Genomic DNA, 15,091 nt, shown 5'->3' with positions numbered 1-15,091 from the left:
TTTTTACCCTGACCCTAAAGGGAAAGGAGAATTTCAAAGCTGTTTCACCCTTAAGGGCAGGGGTAGAAAAACAGCTTTGATAATAATATGTCCAATTTGTTTTAAATGCGTTTGCCCTAGATAGGTAGGCAGCTATTTGACTTTAGAAACCTTAGTCAGGTAAATTTGTGATTTCTATCCAATCGGAACCCCAGTAAATTGTGCTGTCGGTGCCGAGCCCCTTCAGTCGCACATTAAATCTCCCATTTCTGGGGTATTTAAGCGTAGGAGCTGGCGTATTGGTAGTGGCCTCAATTCCGTTTTCGTTATTGTAACCAAGATACCAGGTAAATTCATGCATACCGCTTGAGTAGTTGTTGAAACGCACACTGCCCGGACTAATGCCACTGACTCTTAATCTGAAGGCCAAATTCGGCATGCCGTCGGCAAACGTCTGAGGTTGCCAGTCGGGTGCTGGAGCTTCCAAAGGATCGAGGCAGGAGCAGAGTAGCAGCAGCAATACAAATATGGTAATTCGGCCCATCGCAGCGAGGGTTTTGATTCTCAATATACACACTCCTCAGATGAAAGGGAATAGAGCGCTCTCGATTATCGACGTTTTTTTCGGCCAGCTAGCCAACGGCAAGAAGGCTTTTCAAAGAATTAAGAAAGCTGATCAGGTTGTCCCGGTCATGTTTGGAAAGCGCTTTCACATAGTTTTTTGACGTTTCGGCCTCCAGAGGAGTATGGCGAGCATTGAAATTGATTGCCATGGAAAAACGCAAGAGAAGGCAGGATGCGTTTTGGTCACCTGACAAAGTCTTTTCGTCAAAATGATTTGAAGTATGTAACCACAACCAATTTTTTTACAGAAAAAACTCATGGAACGACGACACGACATTGACTGGCTAAGGATCATAGCCATACTGCTGGTGCTCTATTTTCACACCGCCATGCTTTTTGCTGCTGAATCCGGCTGGCATATCAAAAATGCAGAGCAAAGCAACCTCTGGCTGGAGTTCAATTTCTGGCTTTCAAGGTTTCGGATGCCGCTACTGTTCTTTGTTTCTGGCTATGGCACATTTCTGGCGCTGAGGAAAAGAAGCCCGTGGCAGTATGTGAAGGAGAGAAATAACCGACTGATGGTTCCGTTGTTGTTTGCCATGTTTGTGATAGTGCCACCTCAGATCTATTTCGAGAGGCAGTTCAATGGTGCCAACTACTCATCATTCTTTTCTTTCTACCCGAAGGTTTTGGAGTTTATCCCTTACCCGGCAGGCAATTTTTCCTGGCATCACATGTGGTTTGTGCTGTACTTGTTTGTTTACTCAGTGGTCTGTCTGCCGCTGTTTCTTTACATCAGGTCGGAGAAGGGTAAAGCACTGGCCACGAGGCTGGTTGCGGCTTTGGGTAATTTCAAAATTGCTGTTATCATGTTTCCAACGGTGATCATTGGTGGCTTTTGGGCCTTTTGGAATCCCGATACCCACGACTTGATCAACGATCTGCCGTGGCATTTTTACTGGTGCTCTTTCTTTGTGGCAGGCTACCTTGTGGGGGCCGTGCCAAGCCTGTGGGACACCGTAGAGCTTCATCGCCGAAAGCTGCTCGGTTTGGCCATTCTCTGCATCACCGTCATCAATTTTTTTCGCTGGAACAAACTTGAACCCTGGGACATCGAGGGCATCAACCCTGCATGGGAATACCTGGCAACTTGTATCCTTGCTGTAGATGCCTGGCTATGGCTGCTGGCGGCATCGGGCTACGCCAAGCGATATTTGAACAAGCATCACCCCATTCTGGACTACGCCAACAGGGCTATCTATCCATTCTACATCCTGCACCAAACAGTGATCATTGCCATTGGCTACTATGTGATCCAGGTACAGGAGTCTATCCTGGCGAAGTACCTGTTTGTGAGCACGCTGTCTCTCATAGGCTCGCTGGTCATTTATGAATACCTGATCCGACCCTTTCGTATTGTCAGGTTTCTGTTTGGGGTAAAGGAATTGAAAGTGGAGAAAACAAAAGCCTAAACCTGACTTCAAAAGGCTAGTTGCTTATATTGATGCTTCGATGGAGAAAGAACCTTTGAACGACAAAAAGAGCAAGATGACACGCATACAGCCGCTCATTTTCGGGTTGGTTGTATATGTATCCATCCGCCTGATCGACAACCCAAATCAGGGCGGATTCCCCAGCAGCAGGCCGCTGAGCATATATCTACTGGAATTGCTTATGGCTATTTCTGTGGGGTATATTTTTGAATGGTGCTTTGTTCTTTTGGAGAGAAGGTTCAATAAAAACTTCCAGCCTTCATCGAAGGCAATTGTCAGGGAGATGGTGATCTCATACCTGGTTTTTGCGGCTGCCGTTAATTCGACCGTCACGATATTCGTCGCCTTTACTGACGATGGGCTCTCGCTGCGGGACTTTGTTCAGATCAATATCATCCCTATCCTTTATCTGCTGCTCATCTTTACCATCAGGCGAGGCCGATACTACCTGAGAAGCCTGATGCAGCAGGCGCAGAGGCTGGAGCAGATAGAAAAAGACAGCGTGGAAACGGAGCTTGCCCTACTTAAGAGTCAATACCATCCGCACTTCCTTTTCAATAGCCTGAACACTATATACTTTCAAATGGACGAAAGTGTGGATGATGCCAAGAAAACCGTAGAAAAACTGGCGGAGCTCCTTCGGTACCAGCTTTATGAGGAAACGGATAAGAAGGCCACCCTGGCAAAGGAGCTGGATCATATCAATGCCTATATTGACCTGCAGAAGGTGAGGCATGGCTCTCATTTGCAGATAGATATCAATCTCGACGCTGGTATTGTGAACAAGAAAGTATATCCGTTGCTGTTTATCCCTTTGGTGGAGAATGCCTTTAAGTACTTAGGCGGTAAGAAGTTGATCAGTCTGAAGATGTCGGATGTCGGCAACGACGGGATAGAATTTTATATTACCAACACCACCGAGCCCATAGTGTCTCAAAGTGTGCTGAAAGAGGAGCCGGGAAGTGGTGGGCTCGGGCTGGCCAATCTGCAAAGGCGGCTTGAATTGCTTTACCCCGGCAAACATACCCTGAAGACAGAACAAGACGAAAGCGTTTTTACCGCAAAGCTTAAACTGACACTGGATGAAGATTAAGTGCATCATAACGGACGATGAGCCTTTCGCTGTGAAAGGCATAAAAAGCTATGTGGAAAAAGTGGACTACCTGGAGCTGATTGGCACCTGCGAAAATGCTTTGCAGCTCGATGCCATGCTGAAGTTGGAGACACCAGATTTACTGTTTCTGGACATTGAGATGCCCCATATCACCGGCCTCGACTACCTGGCCTCCCTCAAAAACCCACCGCTGGTGATCATTACTTCGGCCTATGAAAAGTACGCCTTAAAGGGCTATGAGCTCAGCGTGATCGACTACCTGCTGAAGCCCATCTCATTGGATCGGTTTCTAAAGGCGGTGCAGAAGGCCTTTGATTACCTGCAAGCCAATACACAAAACGAGGTCAGGGCCGATTACTTCTTTATAAAGACTGGTCAGAAAATTGAACGAATCAGGCTGGCGGAATTGGTGTATGTAGAAAGTATGCAGAACTATGTGAAGGTGCACACACTGACAGAAAACCATATTGCGCATTTGACGCTGAAAAAGGTAATGGAGCTACTGCCATCGAATCAGTTTGTTCAAACACACAAATCGTATGTATTGAACATTGATAAGGTGAAGTCTATTGAAGGAAATGAGATCGCCACTGAAAAGGGGATCGTGCCCATCAGCAAACTTTGGAGAGAGGCTGTGCTGGAGAAGATTTTGCAGCACAAGCTTTGGAGCAGGGAGTAACGTCGGCTATTGCTGAAGCTTCTTTAGAATTTTGCTTCCACGGCTCTTAAAGCCAGCTGAGCCGTAAGGGATTTGGTCTTCGATAATGATCCTCAGCTCATTCTTTAGCTCTGGCAGCTTTTCGCACAGATTGGCCAGCACGGTCATACCAAATACTTTTACCGCTATCGGTTCTTTCTTAGACTGAAGCAACTCGAAGCAGTACTGCACAGTTTTGTCCCAATGCTCTTCCGGAACGTCGATAAACTGCATAGTACGGAGGATATTCCTTTTCAGTGAATCATGTACGTTTTCATCCAGTAGGTCTATCATTTTGCCCAAATAGGGGAGGATCAGGTGGGGGTGGAGGTCGCAGCATTTCCCCAGCAGGTGAGCCGAAAAATGGGTGATTCGATATGGCCCGCTGAAGAAGATATCCATCACTTCAGCAAATTTTTCCTCGTCGGCACCTATTTCCTGTGCCAGCCTTTCTATGTTTCGCTTCGACCGGTCTGCCATCAGCCGGCTTTTCAAGTCACTTTCCATCCACGCTATTTGTTGGTTGTGATAAAACTAAAGGGTGGAGAATCAATTATCAACAATGTTGGTGACAGAGGAAGGCACTGCTGACAACGTCTTGCGCAACAGGCAGGCATGCTAACCAGCAAGTGTTTTTGCTTGTGTCTTCACAAGCTCCCTGCTCCCGGTTGTGTCTCCACACCGGAAAATTGCGCCTCAACACCGGAACTCCCCGAAAACAAAAAAGCCTTAGATTTCTCTAAGGCAGTCTGTTGCGACTGGACTCGAATCGCACCGGCGAACCGCCGCCACCTTCTGCGTGACAGGCATGCATGCTAACCAGCCAGTTTTTTTTTGCCCGTGTCTTCACAAGCTTCCTGTTTCCGGGTGTGTCTTCACCATAGCCGTCAACCTAAGGAAAGATGGGTTTAGGAAAAGAAACGGAAATTCATTTTAGACCGAAAAATCAAGGATTTTTCGACTTACGTTACCCGGCTTGTGTCTTCGGAGAGCCTTGAAGCTATGGCCCGTCAAACAGGCTTTAAGCAAAGGTCTTCGGTCATCACAGCCGAATCGTTTCTCAACACAGCATTCTTTTCCAATGCCCAAAGTTGTCCTTCCTTGAGTGAATATAGTATAGGTTTGGCTTATGATGCATCTATAAATGTTTCCAAGCAGGCCATCGATAAAAGGTTTAACTGCAAGACTGAAGCACTATTATCCCAAGTTCTACAGCTGGTTATTTCAAGGCAATTGAAAAGAACTTCTACACTAAAACACGACTTTTTCAGTGAGATCAGGATACAAGACAGCTCGAAGTTCATTGCTCCTAAAAACCTTGCTGATACCTTCCCAGGCTATGGTGGAGTTGGAAGAGAGGCCATTGCTCAGGTACAATTAGAGTATGACCTTCTAGGTGGAAAAGTGACAGAATTATCTCTTGGCTCAGCCCTGGATGCTGATGCAAAGGAATGCATGAAAAACATAGATCAAATACCACCCAAAGCTCTATTGATTAGAGATTTAGGCTACTTCTCACCAAAAGCCTTCGAGGAAATCAGAAAACGCAACCTCTACTTTGTTAGCAGAGCGAAAGCTCAGTGGTTCATGTATGTCAAACACGATGGACAATTAGTGAGATTAACCATAGATGATATTAAGGAAAAACTGCTCACTCAAAAACAGCAATACATTGATCTGGATATTTATTTAGGCAGAAAGATTCTTTCGCCAGTCAGATTGATTGCTAGCCTAATTCCAGACGAGCAAGCACGAAAACGTATCAAACGGAAAAAGGACAATAAGACAAAGGTATCCAAGTTGACTGAACAGAGCGCCTGCTTGAACCTATTCGTGACCAATGTGGAAAGAGAGGTATGTGATGCCATCCAAGTCTACAAATTATATACACTACGTTGGCAGATTGAACTCATTTTCAAAACGTGGAAAAGCATTATGAGGCTGCACAAAATACATGCAATGAATGCGACAAGGTTTAAATGTGTACTGCTCATTAAACTTATTTGGGTGATGTTGAATTGGGCTCTATTGCGACTGGTTGAGGAGAAGCAAGCATGTGAAATGAGTCTTCATAAGTTAAGCAGAACCATGGTTAGTAGGTCACAGAAGCTGACACTAGGGCTTATCCAGAACCAAGAAGCCTTCCTTCAATGGTTGGCTCAACTGATTCAACTTAGCCGAAGGCACCACCAAAAAGAGTATAAAAAAGGAGATGAAAGTATACAAGATATTCTTTCATTGAAACTAAGTTAATGTACTTATTATCAGTATATTAGAGTAACAAACAATCAAAACAAGGCCTCCAGTCAAAGGCCTTTTAAAAAACATGGAAAATAAAACTAACCATGCGAATGGTTATTGATAATCAGCTAGTTACACCTTAGGTTGACGGCTATGGTGTCTTCACACCGGAAAATTGTGTCTCCACACCGGAACTCCCCGAAAACAAAAAAGCCTTAGATTTCTCTAAGGCAGTCTGTTGTGACTGGACTCGAATCGCACCGGCGAACCGCCGCCACCTTCTGCGTGACAGGCATGCATGCTAACCAGTACGTGTTTTGCTTGTGTCTTCACAAGCTCCCTGCTCCCGGTTGTGTCTTCACACCGGAAAATTGTGTCTCCACACCAGAACTCCCCGAAAACAAAAAAGCCTTAGATTTCTCTAAGGCAGTCTGTTGTGACTGGACTCGAATCGCAGCGGCGAACCGCCGCCACCTTCTGCGTGACAAGCAGGCATGCTAACCAGTGCCTGTTTCCGGGTGTGTCTTCATAGCTCCCTCGTTTCCCGGGTGTGTCTTCAGACCGGAAAATTGTGTCTCCACACCAGAACTCCCCGAAAACAAAAAAGCCTTAGATTTCTCTAAGGCAGTCCATTGTGACGGGCCTCGAATCGCACCGGCGAACCGCCGCCACCTTCTGCGTGACAAGCAGGCATGCTAACTAGCTGAACTACCACTGTTTTTGCTTGTGTCTTCACAGCTTCCCGTTTCCGGTTGTGTCCTCGCACCGGAAAATTGTGTCTCCACACCGGAATTACTTGAAAACAAAAAAGCCTTAGATTTCTCTAAGGCAATCCACTGTGACGGGACTCGAATCGCACCGGCGAACCGCCGCAACCTCCTGCGCAACAGGCAGGCATGCTAACCAGCAAGTGTTTTTGCTTGTGTCTTCACAAGCTCCCTGCTCCCTGTTGTGTCTCCACACCGGAAAATTGTGTCTCCACACCGGAACTCCCCGAAAACAAAAAAGCCTTAGATTTCTCTAAGGCAGTCTGTTGTGACGTGACTCGAATCGCACCGGCGAACCGCCGCCACCTTCTGCGTGACAAGCAGGCATGCTAACCAGCTGAACTACCACTGTTTTTGCTTGTGTCTTCACAAGCTCCCTGCTCCCGGTTGTGTCTCCACACCGGAAAATTGTGTCTCCACACCGGAACTCCCCGAAAACAAAAAAGCCTTAGATTTCTCTAAGGCAGTCTGTTGTGACTGGACTCGAATCGCAGCGGCGAACCGCCGCCACCTTCTGCGTGACAAGCAGGCATGCTAACCAGCAAGAGTTTTTTTGCTTGTGTCTTCACAAGCTGCCTGCTTCCGGATATGTCTTCACACCGGAAAATTGTGCCCCCACACAAGAAACCCCCGAAAACAAAAAAGCCTTAGATTTCTCTAAGGCTCTTTGCGGAATGGACGGGACTCGAATCGCAGCGGCGAACCGCCGCAACCTTCTGCGTGACAGGCAGGCATTCTAACCAGTACGTGTTTTGCCTGTGTCTTCACAAGCTGCCTGCTTCCGGTTGTGTCCTCACACCGGAAAATTGTGCCCCCACACAAGAAACCCCCGAAAACAAAAAAGCCTTAGATTTCTCTAAGGCTCCTTGCGGAATGGACGGGACTCGAACCCGCGACCTCCTGCGTGACAGGCAGGCATTCTAACCAGCTGAACTACCACTCCTTTTGTTGTGTCTCGACTACCGTTTGTAAATCGAGATGCAAAAGTATGCGTTTGTTCCGCTTTTGCAAAAGGGAAAACCAAAATTTTGATAATATTTTTCCAAGCGAACAGGTGGTATTCCTGGTAAGTGTGGCAATTACTTGTTATTCAAAATGTTACACTGAGTCAATTTTTTACCGACGAGTGCAAACAAATAGCCAATAATCAAGTTAATATTTAATGTAGCTACATTTAATGTAGCTATTTCATTAGCTTTGTATCTCAAACCAATTACAACTATGAACTTGACAAGCACAAAAACATTATTTGCGTCACTGATCGCAGCGGGCTTCCTTACTGCCTGTGGTGGTGGAAACTCAACAACAGAATCATCGGCAGAAACCGCTGCTACAGAAGAAGTAGCCGCTATGACTTACACTGTAGACCCCACCAGCTCTGTAGTAGCCTGGAAGGGCGAAGTGGCTGGCGTGTATGGCCACAACGGCGTGATTGAGGTAGCCAACGGATCAGTAACAGCAGAAGGCGCTCAACTCACTGGTGGTGATATCACCATCGATATGACTTCTATCGTTCCTTTGGATTCTGCTTCTTTCAAAGACGAAGAGGGTAGAAGAGCAAGCGACCTTGTTGGTCACTTGTCAACAGGCGATTTCTTCCTTGTTGAAGAATTTCCTACAGCTACTTTCACCATCAAATCTCAGGAGGGAAGCAAAGTGACTGGCGACCTTACCATCAGAGGCAAGACAAAAGAGGAAACAATGGAGCTTTCTTCAATGGAAGTAACCGACGGCGGACTTTCTGCTGAAGGCGTATTGGTATTTAACAGACAAGACTATGACGTGAAGTGGGTTCACTTCATGAAAGACATGGTATTGGCTGACAACATCGAAATCAAAGTAAGCATCAAAGCTGCGAAGTCTTAAGCTACAGATTGCTTCAAAAAGCAGAAAAGCCATTCCGGGAGGGGTGGCTTTTTTCGTTGAAAACGCCAGGGCGAAGACAATTAAACTGACAAAAGTAAACTTTATCATGGGCTTGTCGTATATTACAGACAAATGTCAATTATATACGACTCATGCAAAGAATATATCTCGGCGAATTTGAAGAGCTGGTGCTGCTCACAGTAGGCGTGCTGTACGACGATGCCTACGCCGTGGCCATTACCAAGGAGGTTGAAAAGCAGTCAGACCGCTCGGTCAATGTGAGTGCCGTACACAAATCGCTGTACCGCCTCGAAAAGAAAGGCATGCTCGACTCCCGGCTGGGCGACCCTGAATCAAAAAGAGGGGGAAAACGGAAACGCCTGTTCAACATCACACCCTATGGAAAGAAAGCCCTTGATGAATCAATGGACCTTCGGGTGTCTCTGAGAAAGCAGATCCCCGAACTGGCTTTTAAATGGCAAACCAATTGATATGGAAAAGAAACCTACCATTCCCCGCCTGCCACACGCTTTTTTCAAATGGTACTGCCAGCCTGGCATGTACGAAGAAATGCACGGCGACCTTGAGGAGTTTTTCTATGAAAGAGCGGCAGAAAAGGGCCTCTTTACAGCCAAATTACTTTACCTGTGGGACGTCTTGCGCTGTTTCCAGCCCTATGCCTGGCGAAGACCAACAGCTCCCACCAATGCCGGCATTATCATGTTTCGCAACTATTTCAAAATCTCTTTGCGCAGCCTGATGAAAAATCCCCTGAACTCCTCCATCAATGTGTTCGGGTTATCTGTCGCCATTGGCATTGCTGTGTTTGTTTATGCCTTTGCCAGCTGGACCTTTAGCACTGATCAATTTCACGAGCACAAAAACGAGGTTTTCCTTGTCACCTTTCTGGCCGACAGAGACGGCACGCCGCAGGAATACGGCACCACGCCACGACCACTGGGTGCCATGCTGCGGGAAGATTTTTCGCACATTGAGAAAGTTTGCCGGGTAGAAGACAGGCCGGTAGTTGTCAAATATGGTGATCGGGTATACCACGAAAGGGTGCGCTATGCCGACCCTGAGTTTCTCGACATGTTTACTTTCCCGCTTAAGCAAGGCAGTAAGGCGTCGCTGGCTGACCTGAATAGCATTGTGCTGAGTGAAAACATGGCAGAGAAGTACTTTGGCACCGAAGACCCATTGGGCAAAGAGGTGCTGGTGAAGTTTGATAAGGACAATGGCAAACTCTTCAAGGTGGCAGGAGTAGCGGCCAAATTCCCGGCCTCCCGCACCATCAGTTTTGACTTTCTGGTCAACTTTGACAACCTCCGAACGTCGCCAGCCTACAATGTCCACGACTGGAGCAGCACGGTGGCCGCCACCTTTATTCAGGTTGACGACCCTTTCAATATTTCATCTATCGAGCCTGCTATGGACAAATACAAGGCGATGCAAAACAGTGCCGTGCAGCCCGATTGGGCCATTACCGCCTTCGCCTTTCGGCCCCTGGCCACGCTGCACGAAACGTCGGAGTATATCAAAGATGGCATTTCAAGAAGCTCGAAAGATAACTATATGTCGATTGTGTTCATGGCCATTGTGGCGGTGCTGATGCTGGCCCTCGCCTGCCTTAACTATATCAATATTGCGATTGTGTCAGCCGCCAAACGGTTGAAAGAGATTGGCATCAGGAAAACGATTGGTGCAACCCGGCGCACAGTAGCCGTTCAGTTTCTGGCTGAAAATGTATTGATTACCTTTTTCGCCATGTTGCTGGGCGTTGGTCTGGCGATGGGCTTTTTCATCCGGGGCTTTGAACAAATGTGGGGTTTCGATATGGACTTTCGTTTCAGCGACACGTCTCTCTGGGTTTTTCTGCCGGCCACGCTGCTGTTCACCAGCCTGGTGTCGGGTATTTATCCAGCTCTGTACATTTCCCGTTTCCAGGTGGTGAGCATCATCAAGGGGTCGGTGAAGTTTGGCAAAAAGAACACCCTCACCAGGGTTTTCCTGGGCTTGCAGCTGGTATTTGCCTGCGTTTTCATCACCAGTGCTGTCACCTTTACCCAAAACAGTGCCTGGCTAGGTGCCAGAAGTTGGGGCTATAGCCAGCACGAAGCGCTTTATACCGGCCTGCCCGATGCGCAGGCGTTTACCCAGCTACGGGATGCCCTCAGCAGTCACCCGGACATTGTCTCCATCTCTGGATCATTTCATCACCTGGGGCGCAGCGAGCAAACTGCCGTGCTGCACTTCCCCGACAGACAATATGAGGCCACGGAGCTAAAGGTGGATGCCCGCTATTTTGAAACCTTGGGTTTGCAGCTGGTAGAGGGCAGAGCCTTCCGGGAAAATGCTGCGAACGACAAGCAGGCCGTGGTACTCAACGCCACCCTGGCGGCCAATATAGCGCCAGGCGTACCGAGCAGCGAGGTGCTTGGGCAGGTCTTCGATATCGACAGTACACGGTATGAGGTGGTGGGCGTGGTGGCCGATTTCCACGCCTACGACCTTTCCAACAAGGTCGAACCCGCCTTTTTCAGTTTGGCCGACAAAAACGACTACCGTTACCTCACCATGAAAACGAAGCATGGCACCGAAAAGGAAGTTTACGAGGCATTGCAGGGGCAGTGGGCGACCTTGTTTCCTGAAACCCCGTTTATGGGTGGCTATCAGGAAGACGTGTGGGGCCTTTACTACGAAGTGATTGACATCCACGCCATCGTGTGGCAGGTGGTGGCTACCATGGCCATTTTGCTTGCAGGCCTGGGCCTTTATGGGCTCATTAGCCTCAATGTGGTGGGAAGAATCAGGGAGTTCAGCATCAGGAAGGTGCTGGGTGCCAGGCTGAGCAGCATTGCCGCTAATATCACCCGTCGTTATGCCGTACTTTTTGCCATAGCCCTGGGGCTGGGAGCCCCGCTGAGTTACCAGCTGATGAAGCTATTGTTCGATGCAGCCTATACCTACCATATGCCTATAGGTTTTTCCGGAGTGGCGGTGGCGGTGTTTGTGCTCATTGGCGTGCTGTTGCTCACCGTGTCCATTCAGGTGGCCCGCCTGCGCAAGTTCAACCCTGTGAATGGGCTAAGGGTGGAATAAGTCGACCGGAGTTTTATTGTTGAGCGCTAAAAGTTGTGTTTTGGAAAGAGCCAGGGTGCCTTCGGTATTCCATTTCCCGCACTGGTGACCAAAAGTGTCCCTAATGCATGCCCTCCAGATCGAGCGGGGCAACAAGGTCAAGCCGAAGAGAATATACTTCATGGCGATTCAACTACTTTTATCCGATAACGACTCATCTTTGATACCGGCTGAGGGGAAATTTGTAGACTTCCCCACGATATGTCAGGTTTATCTCTTCTGTAGCATCTATGAACTGGATGCTGTCAAATACTGGTGCAAGTAGCAAATGGTCGTCATCAGAATAGCCGAGCCCGTATTTAGTGGTGTCGTTGTACGCTGAATAGGTCTTGTAAATAACCAGTTCGCTTTTCTCTGCTTCCTTAACTGCTGCCATCCCTGGCTCAAAATCCATCTCTTCTTCGACGGAAATGAGCACATGGCTAAACTCAAACGGGGCCGTCGCAGGCTCATGAAAGGCCATCGAAGCATCTTCTTCTGCAGTAATGATTTTGTAGGTCGAGCCACTGACTGTCGCCGCTACGCCATTGATTGGTTGCCCCTCGCAGTCGAAATAATCGTGCGTTTCAGCTTTCGACAGGTCAAAGTAGTAGCTGCACTTACCATTTTCCCATGGTGATAGGGTTTCCCTGAAGTGCGGCTGGATAACCCTACTGTAGGTTGGATCGCTTACCCATTGGCTGGCCTGGAGGTCAAAAAGCCCATAAGCTAGTCCAAAGGGCGTGGTTGGGTCTATTTTTTCGATAGAGGCAATTGTCCCGTTCTCTGGTACAAAAAGAAAAGTGAAGGGGAAGGAACCCAGGAAATCTCCTGTCAGCTTGTAAATATGCTGATCGAAAATGCTCATCTCCAGCTGCTCTTCATCCTCGGAAAAGCAGGCAATATATACCTTGTCGCCTATCAGGGCTATATGATCAATACTTTGTTCAAATCCTGTTATTTCGCCAAGCTTTACTCCTTCAGTGTCAAATATGGAAAGGGATGGATTGTCGTAGGCAGCAAAACCAGTTGGCTCTGTTGGGAATACCGACCCTGATGTAGGCGGAATGACCTCTTTGAAGGCCATCGAGTATACGCCTTTTTTGGTGTAAACACTGGATTGAGACGGTTCGTGTGCCAAAGGCTTCACCACGCCCACCTCCAAATAGGTGTCCTGCGGAAGGATGTAGACAAAGCGGGGCGGTATCAGATAGCCAGCATTGCCTGTGGTGATAATGGACGATTCCTGTACCACTTTCGTTACCTGCGTGCCAGGCTCCACAAAGCCGGGCATATCTACCAGCTTAATCTCCAGCAATGCGTGGTGGTGAATCCACTGGCCTTTGGCATAGCGCTCTATGCGATCCTCCCGCCGGTTTAGATCCTCTGAAAGCCAAAAGGCTGGCTTAATTTCAACAGCCCGCCAGGCACTGTCAGCCAGACGCAGCAGTGAAAAAGCCACTTTTTTGACTGACGTTGTTGCATACCCAGCGCCTTCACTGCGGACTTCTACTGCATTCTCGGCGATCAATTTACCCTCTGAATTGGTGAAAATTCTAAAGTTCTGGAATTGATCAGGAGGCACCAGCTCCCCACCGTTGGCTGCGTAAAGTCCAGCAAAATCGCCTCTTACTACATAAAAAAGATCTTTTTCCATGGTGGGGAGCACCAGGTCGTAGGCAGGGGGCACTACTACGGCCGCCTGGCTTTGGCTATATATGCCACGACTTCCTGGTTTCCCGAATCCCCAGAGTTGATCCATAGCGTAGGGCATAAGCTCCGCTGTTGGCTGCGCTTTCCTGAATTGCCTCAGCGGCCAGTTGGTTTGCGCTTGCAATGTACCAACCAGCAAAAACGCCAACGGCCAGATGAGTATTAGGTTTTTTAAGTTCATTGTGTTGCGTTATGGGTTGCCATTACCAGTCAACTTCTTTAAAGCCATCGTCAATTTTTCCGGACCCAGCCCCGGACTGAGCATGCCACTTGTCCTTTACATTTCCAGTGAGCTTCTCCACCTTAAACCCTGTTTCCCAATATTGCGTGATTTCTGAAACGCTATAATAGTCCTCCGACTCATTGATGATGAGTCTGCTTCCGGGAGCGGTATGAATATGAGCCATGACAAAATCGAGAGCCTTTTTGTCGTTAGCGGTGTAAGAATAAAATTTCCTCGATTCGGCTGGGTCGTTTTCAATCCCACGTGGCTCACAACCGACATGGCCATACATGATTTCTACAGTGGCAGCGTGAATGACAAAGGTGTCCCGAGGGAAATACTGAATGCTTCTATCGAAAATTACCTGAATTTCCTGTCCATTGGTGCGGACTTTTAGCCAGTCAAACCGAGTGGGGTCAATGTCTGTAAAGCCCGACTTTTCGAGCTGGGCGACCGCAAGTTGTACCACCGAATCTTTCCCCAGGGCGAGTATTTTGTCAGACTCTTCAAATAGCTGGGCATGGGCAGTGACCGAGCATGCTACGAGCAGGAGAGAGGTCAGGCTTTTCATTTGTTCGATGTTTTGATGTTCTCCCAATCCACCTCCCGGAAACCGTCATCAAACTCTTCAGGAGCATAGTCTGCATGGCCTTCTTCGCTCAGCGATCCGGTAGTCTTGTGCCACCTATATACGGCTTCATCGCTGCCGGTCGACTCAGTAATCAGGTAGCTATCGGCTTCTTCTGTAATCATCAGGGCGATTTCATCGTGTTGCCAATCTTGGCTGCTGAGCACCATGGCAATTACCTCTCTGTCCGCTGCTGTGTATTCATACAAATGGATCGGAGCAAACGGGTCTTTGGGCTCTCCGTACGGCATCCAGCCAACAGCTGTACTTACCAGCTCCACCGTCGCCGTGTGTACTACAAATGTGTTCATCGGGAAATACTGGATGCTTCTGTCAAAAATCACCCTCACATCGTGGCCATCCGTTTGCACTTTCAACCAGTCGAATTGATCAGGGGCAATATCAGCAAAGCCAGCTTCCCCAAGCCGTGCAATGGCCAGCCGAACCACAGAGTCCTTGCCTAGTTCAAGCAGTTTTTTCACCGCATCTGTCCGTTGAGCGTGGGCGGCCAGTGAGACCATTGCCAACATGCTTATCATCATCGCTTTCATGTGTATATAATTTCGTTTCGATCAAGTAGTAAAGTATCAATAACAAGGTTAAGAGAGTAAATTTTCATGTTCGTGCTCCCTCCCGATGAATCGGGATTGGCTACATCGTTGGGTGCTTAACCTGTTTGTTAGACC

12 protein-coding genes and 1 tRNA gene are annotated in these 15,091 nt (G+C 48.0%); 7 read left to right on the top strand and 6 right to left on the bottom strand.

Annotated elements, in window-relative coordinates; genetic code table 11:
- Positions 1-151 precede the first annotated feature (151 nt).
- On the bottom strand, positions 152-523 hold the full coding sequence (locus tag RIF36_RS22895) for a hypothetical protein (protein ID WP_350128411.1): 372 nt from the start codon (positions 521-523) through the stop codon (positions 152-154).
- Positions 524-860: 337 nt separating this feature from the next.
- Between RIF36_RS22895 and RIF36_RS22890 the strand changes: the two genes are divergently transcribed.
- The 3 genes from RIF36_RS22890 to RIF36_RS22880 all read left to right on the top strand — a co-directional run bounded on the left by RIF36_RS22890 (position 861) and on the right by RIF36_RS22880 (position 3,829).
- Positions 861-2,015, top strand: coding sequence for an acyltransferase family protein (locus tag RIF36_RS22890; RefSeq protein WP_350128414.1), 1,155 nt, complete (start codon positions 861-863; stop codon positions 2,013-2,015).
- 76 nt (positions 2,016-2,091) lie between these two features.
- On the top strand, positions 2,092-3,129 hold the full coding sequence (locus RIF36_RS22885; protein WP_350128417.1) for a sensor histidine kinase: 1,038 nt from the start codon (positions 2,092-2,094) through the stop codon (positions 3,127-3,129).
- Positions 3,119-3,829: a LytR/AlgR family response regulator transcription factor gene (locus RIF36_RS22880; protein WP_350128420.1), complete on the top strand. Its 711-nt coding sequence runs from the start codon at positions 3,119-3,121 to the stop codon at positions 3,827-3,829. Before RIF36_RS22885 ends, RIF36_RS22880 begins: the two co-directional genes overlap by 11 nt.
- A gap of 6 nt (positions 3,830-3,835) precedes the next feature.
- Here RIF36_RS22880 and RIF36_RS22875 read toward each other — a convergent pair whose 3' ends face one another.
- Positions 3,836-4,354 (bottom strand): HEAT-like fold family protein, encoded by a 519-nt coding sequence (locus RIF36_RS22875; protein WP_350128423.1) that lies wholly within the window; start codon positions 4,352-4,354, stop codon positions 3,836-3,838.
- Between the two features lie 471 nt (positions 4,355-4,825).
- Here RIF36_RS22875 and RIF36_RS22870 point away from each other — a divergent pair, with 471 nt between their 5' ends.
- The gene (locus RIF36_RS22870; RefSeq protein WP_350128426.1) at positions 4,826-6,100 is read left to right on the top strand and encodes an IS4 family transposase; all 1,275 of its coding nucleotides are present in this window, start codon (positions 4,826-4,828) and stop codon (positions 6,098-6,100) included.
- A 1,624-nt stretch (positions 6,101-7,724) separates the two neighbouring features.
- Here the strand turns inward: RIF36_RS22870 and RIF36_RS22865 are convergent.
- Positions 7,725-7,798, bottom strand: a tRNA-Asp gene (locus tag RIF36_RS22865).
- 278 nt (positions 7,799-8,076) lie between these two features.
- Between RIF36_RS22865 and RIF36_RS22860 the strand changes: the two genes are divergently transcribed.
- The 3 genes from RIF36_RS22860 (at position 8,077) to RIF36_RS22850 (ending at position 11,823) form a co-directional block, all read left to right on the top strand.
- Entirely contained in the window at positions 8,077-8,721 is a 645-nt protein-coding gene (locus RIF36_RS22860) for a YceI family protein (RefSeq protein ID WP_350121118.1), read from the top strand.
- A gap of 152 nt (positions 8,722-8,873) precedes the next feature.
- On the top strand, positions 8,874-9,212 hold the full coding sequence (locus RIF36_RS22855; RefSeq protein ID WP_350078083.1) for a PadR family transcriptional regulator: 339 nt from the start codon (positions 8,874-8,876) through the stop codon (positions 9,210-9,212).
- Position 9,213: 1 nt separating this feature from the next.
- A complete protein-coding gene (locus RIF36_RS22850) occupies positions 9,214-11,823 on the top strand; it encodes an ABC transporter permease (RefSeq protein WP_350121115.1) in 2,610 nt (869 codons plus the stop codon).
- Between the two features lie 193 nt (positions 11,824-12,016).
- Here RIF36_RS22850 and RIF36_RS22845 read toward each other — a convergent pair whose 3' ends face one another.
- Genes RIF36_RS22845 through RIF36_RS22835 form a run of 3 tightly spaced genes read right to left on the bottom strand, consistent with a single transcriptional unit; the run spans position 12,017 to position 14,956 of the window.
- On the bottom strand, positions 12,017-13,735 hold the full coding sequence (locus RIF36_RS22845) for a hypothetical protein (RefSeq protein WP_350121112.1): 1,719 nt from the start codon (positions 13,733-13,735) through the stop codon (positions 12,017-12,019).
- Positions 13,736-13,757: 22 nt separating this feature from the next.
- Positions 13,758-14,348 carry a hypothetical protein gene (locus tag RIF36_RS22840; protein ID WP_350121110.1) on the bottom strand — a complete coding sequence of 197 codons (591 nt, stop codon included), beginning with the start codon at positions 14,346-14,348 and terminating at the stop codon, positions 13,758-13,760.
- On the bottom strand, positions 14,345-14,956 hold the full coding sequence (locus RIF36_RS22835; RefSeq protein ID WP_350121107.1) for a hypothetical protein: 612 nt from the start codon (positions 14,954-14,956) through the stop codon (positions 14,345-14,347). Before RIF36_RS22835 ends, RIF36_RS22840 begins: the two co-directional genes overlap by 4 nt.
- Between the last annotated feature and the right edge of the window lie 135 nt (positions 14,957-15,091).

The sequence above is a fragment of the Imperialibacter sp. genome (assembly GCF_040222815.1).
Classification (GTDB): Bacteria; Bacteroidota; Bacteroidia; order Cytophagales; family Cyclobacteriaceae; genus Imperialibacter.
This window is presented reverse-complemented; position numbering and strand designations above follow the sequence as displayed.

Excerpts from the sequence above, each read along its gene's own strand:
- RIF36_RS22875 (WP_350128423.1), bottom strand. The coding sequence starts at position 4,354 with ATGGAAAGTGACTTGAAAAGCCGGCTGATGGCAGACCGGTCGAAGCGA.
- RIF36_RS22890 (WP_350128414.1), top strand. The coding sequence starts at position 861 with ATGGAACGACGACACGACATTGACTGGCTAAGGATCATAGCCATACTG.
- RIF36_RS22895 (WP_350128411.1), bottom strand. The coding sequence starts at position 523 with ATGGGCCGAATTACCATATTTGTATTGCTGCTGCTACTCTGCTCCTGC.
- RIF36_RS22885 (WP_350128417.1), top strand. The coding sequence starts at position 2,092 with ATGACACGCATACAGCCGCTCATTTTCGGGTTGGTTGTATATGTATCC.
- RIF36_RS22855 (WP_350078083.1), top strand. The coding sequence starts at position 8,874 with ATGCAAAGAATATATCTCGGCGAATTTGAAGAGCTGGTGCTGCTCACA.
- RIF36_RS22850 (WP_350121115.1), top strand. The coding sequence starts at position 9,214 with ATGGAAAAGAAACCTACCATTCCCCGCCTGCCACACGCTTTTTTCAAA.
- RIF36_RS22835 (WP_350121107.1), bottom strand. The coding sequence starts at position 14,956 with ATGAAAGCGATGATGATAAGCATGTTGGCAATGGTCTCACTGGCCGCC.
- RIF36_RS22860 (WP_350121118.1), top strand. The coding sequence starts at position 8,077 with ATGAACTTGACAAGCACAAAAACATTATTTGCGTCACTGATCGCAGCG.
- RIF36_RS22880 (WP_350128420.1), top strand. The coding sequence starts at position 3,119 with ATGAAGATTAAGTGCATCATAACGGACGATGAGCCTTTCGCTGTGAAA.
- RIF36_RS22840 (WP_350121110.1), bottom strand. The coding sequence starts at position 14,348 with ATGAAAAGCCTGACCTCTCTCCTGCTCGTAGCATGCTCGGTCACTGCC.
- RIF36_RS22845 (WP_350121112.1), bottom strand. The coding sequence starts at position 13,735 with ATGAACTTAAAAAACCTAATACTCATCTGGCCGTTGGCGTTTTTGCTG.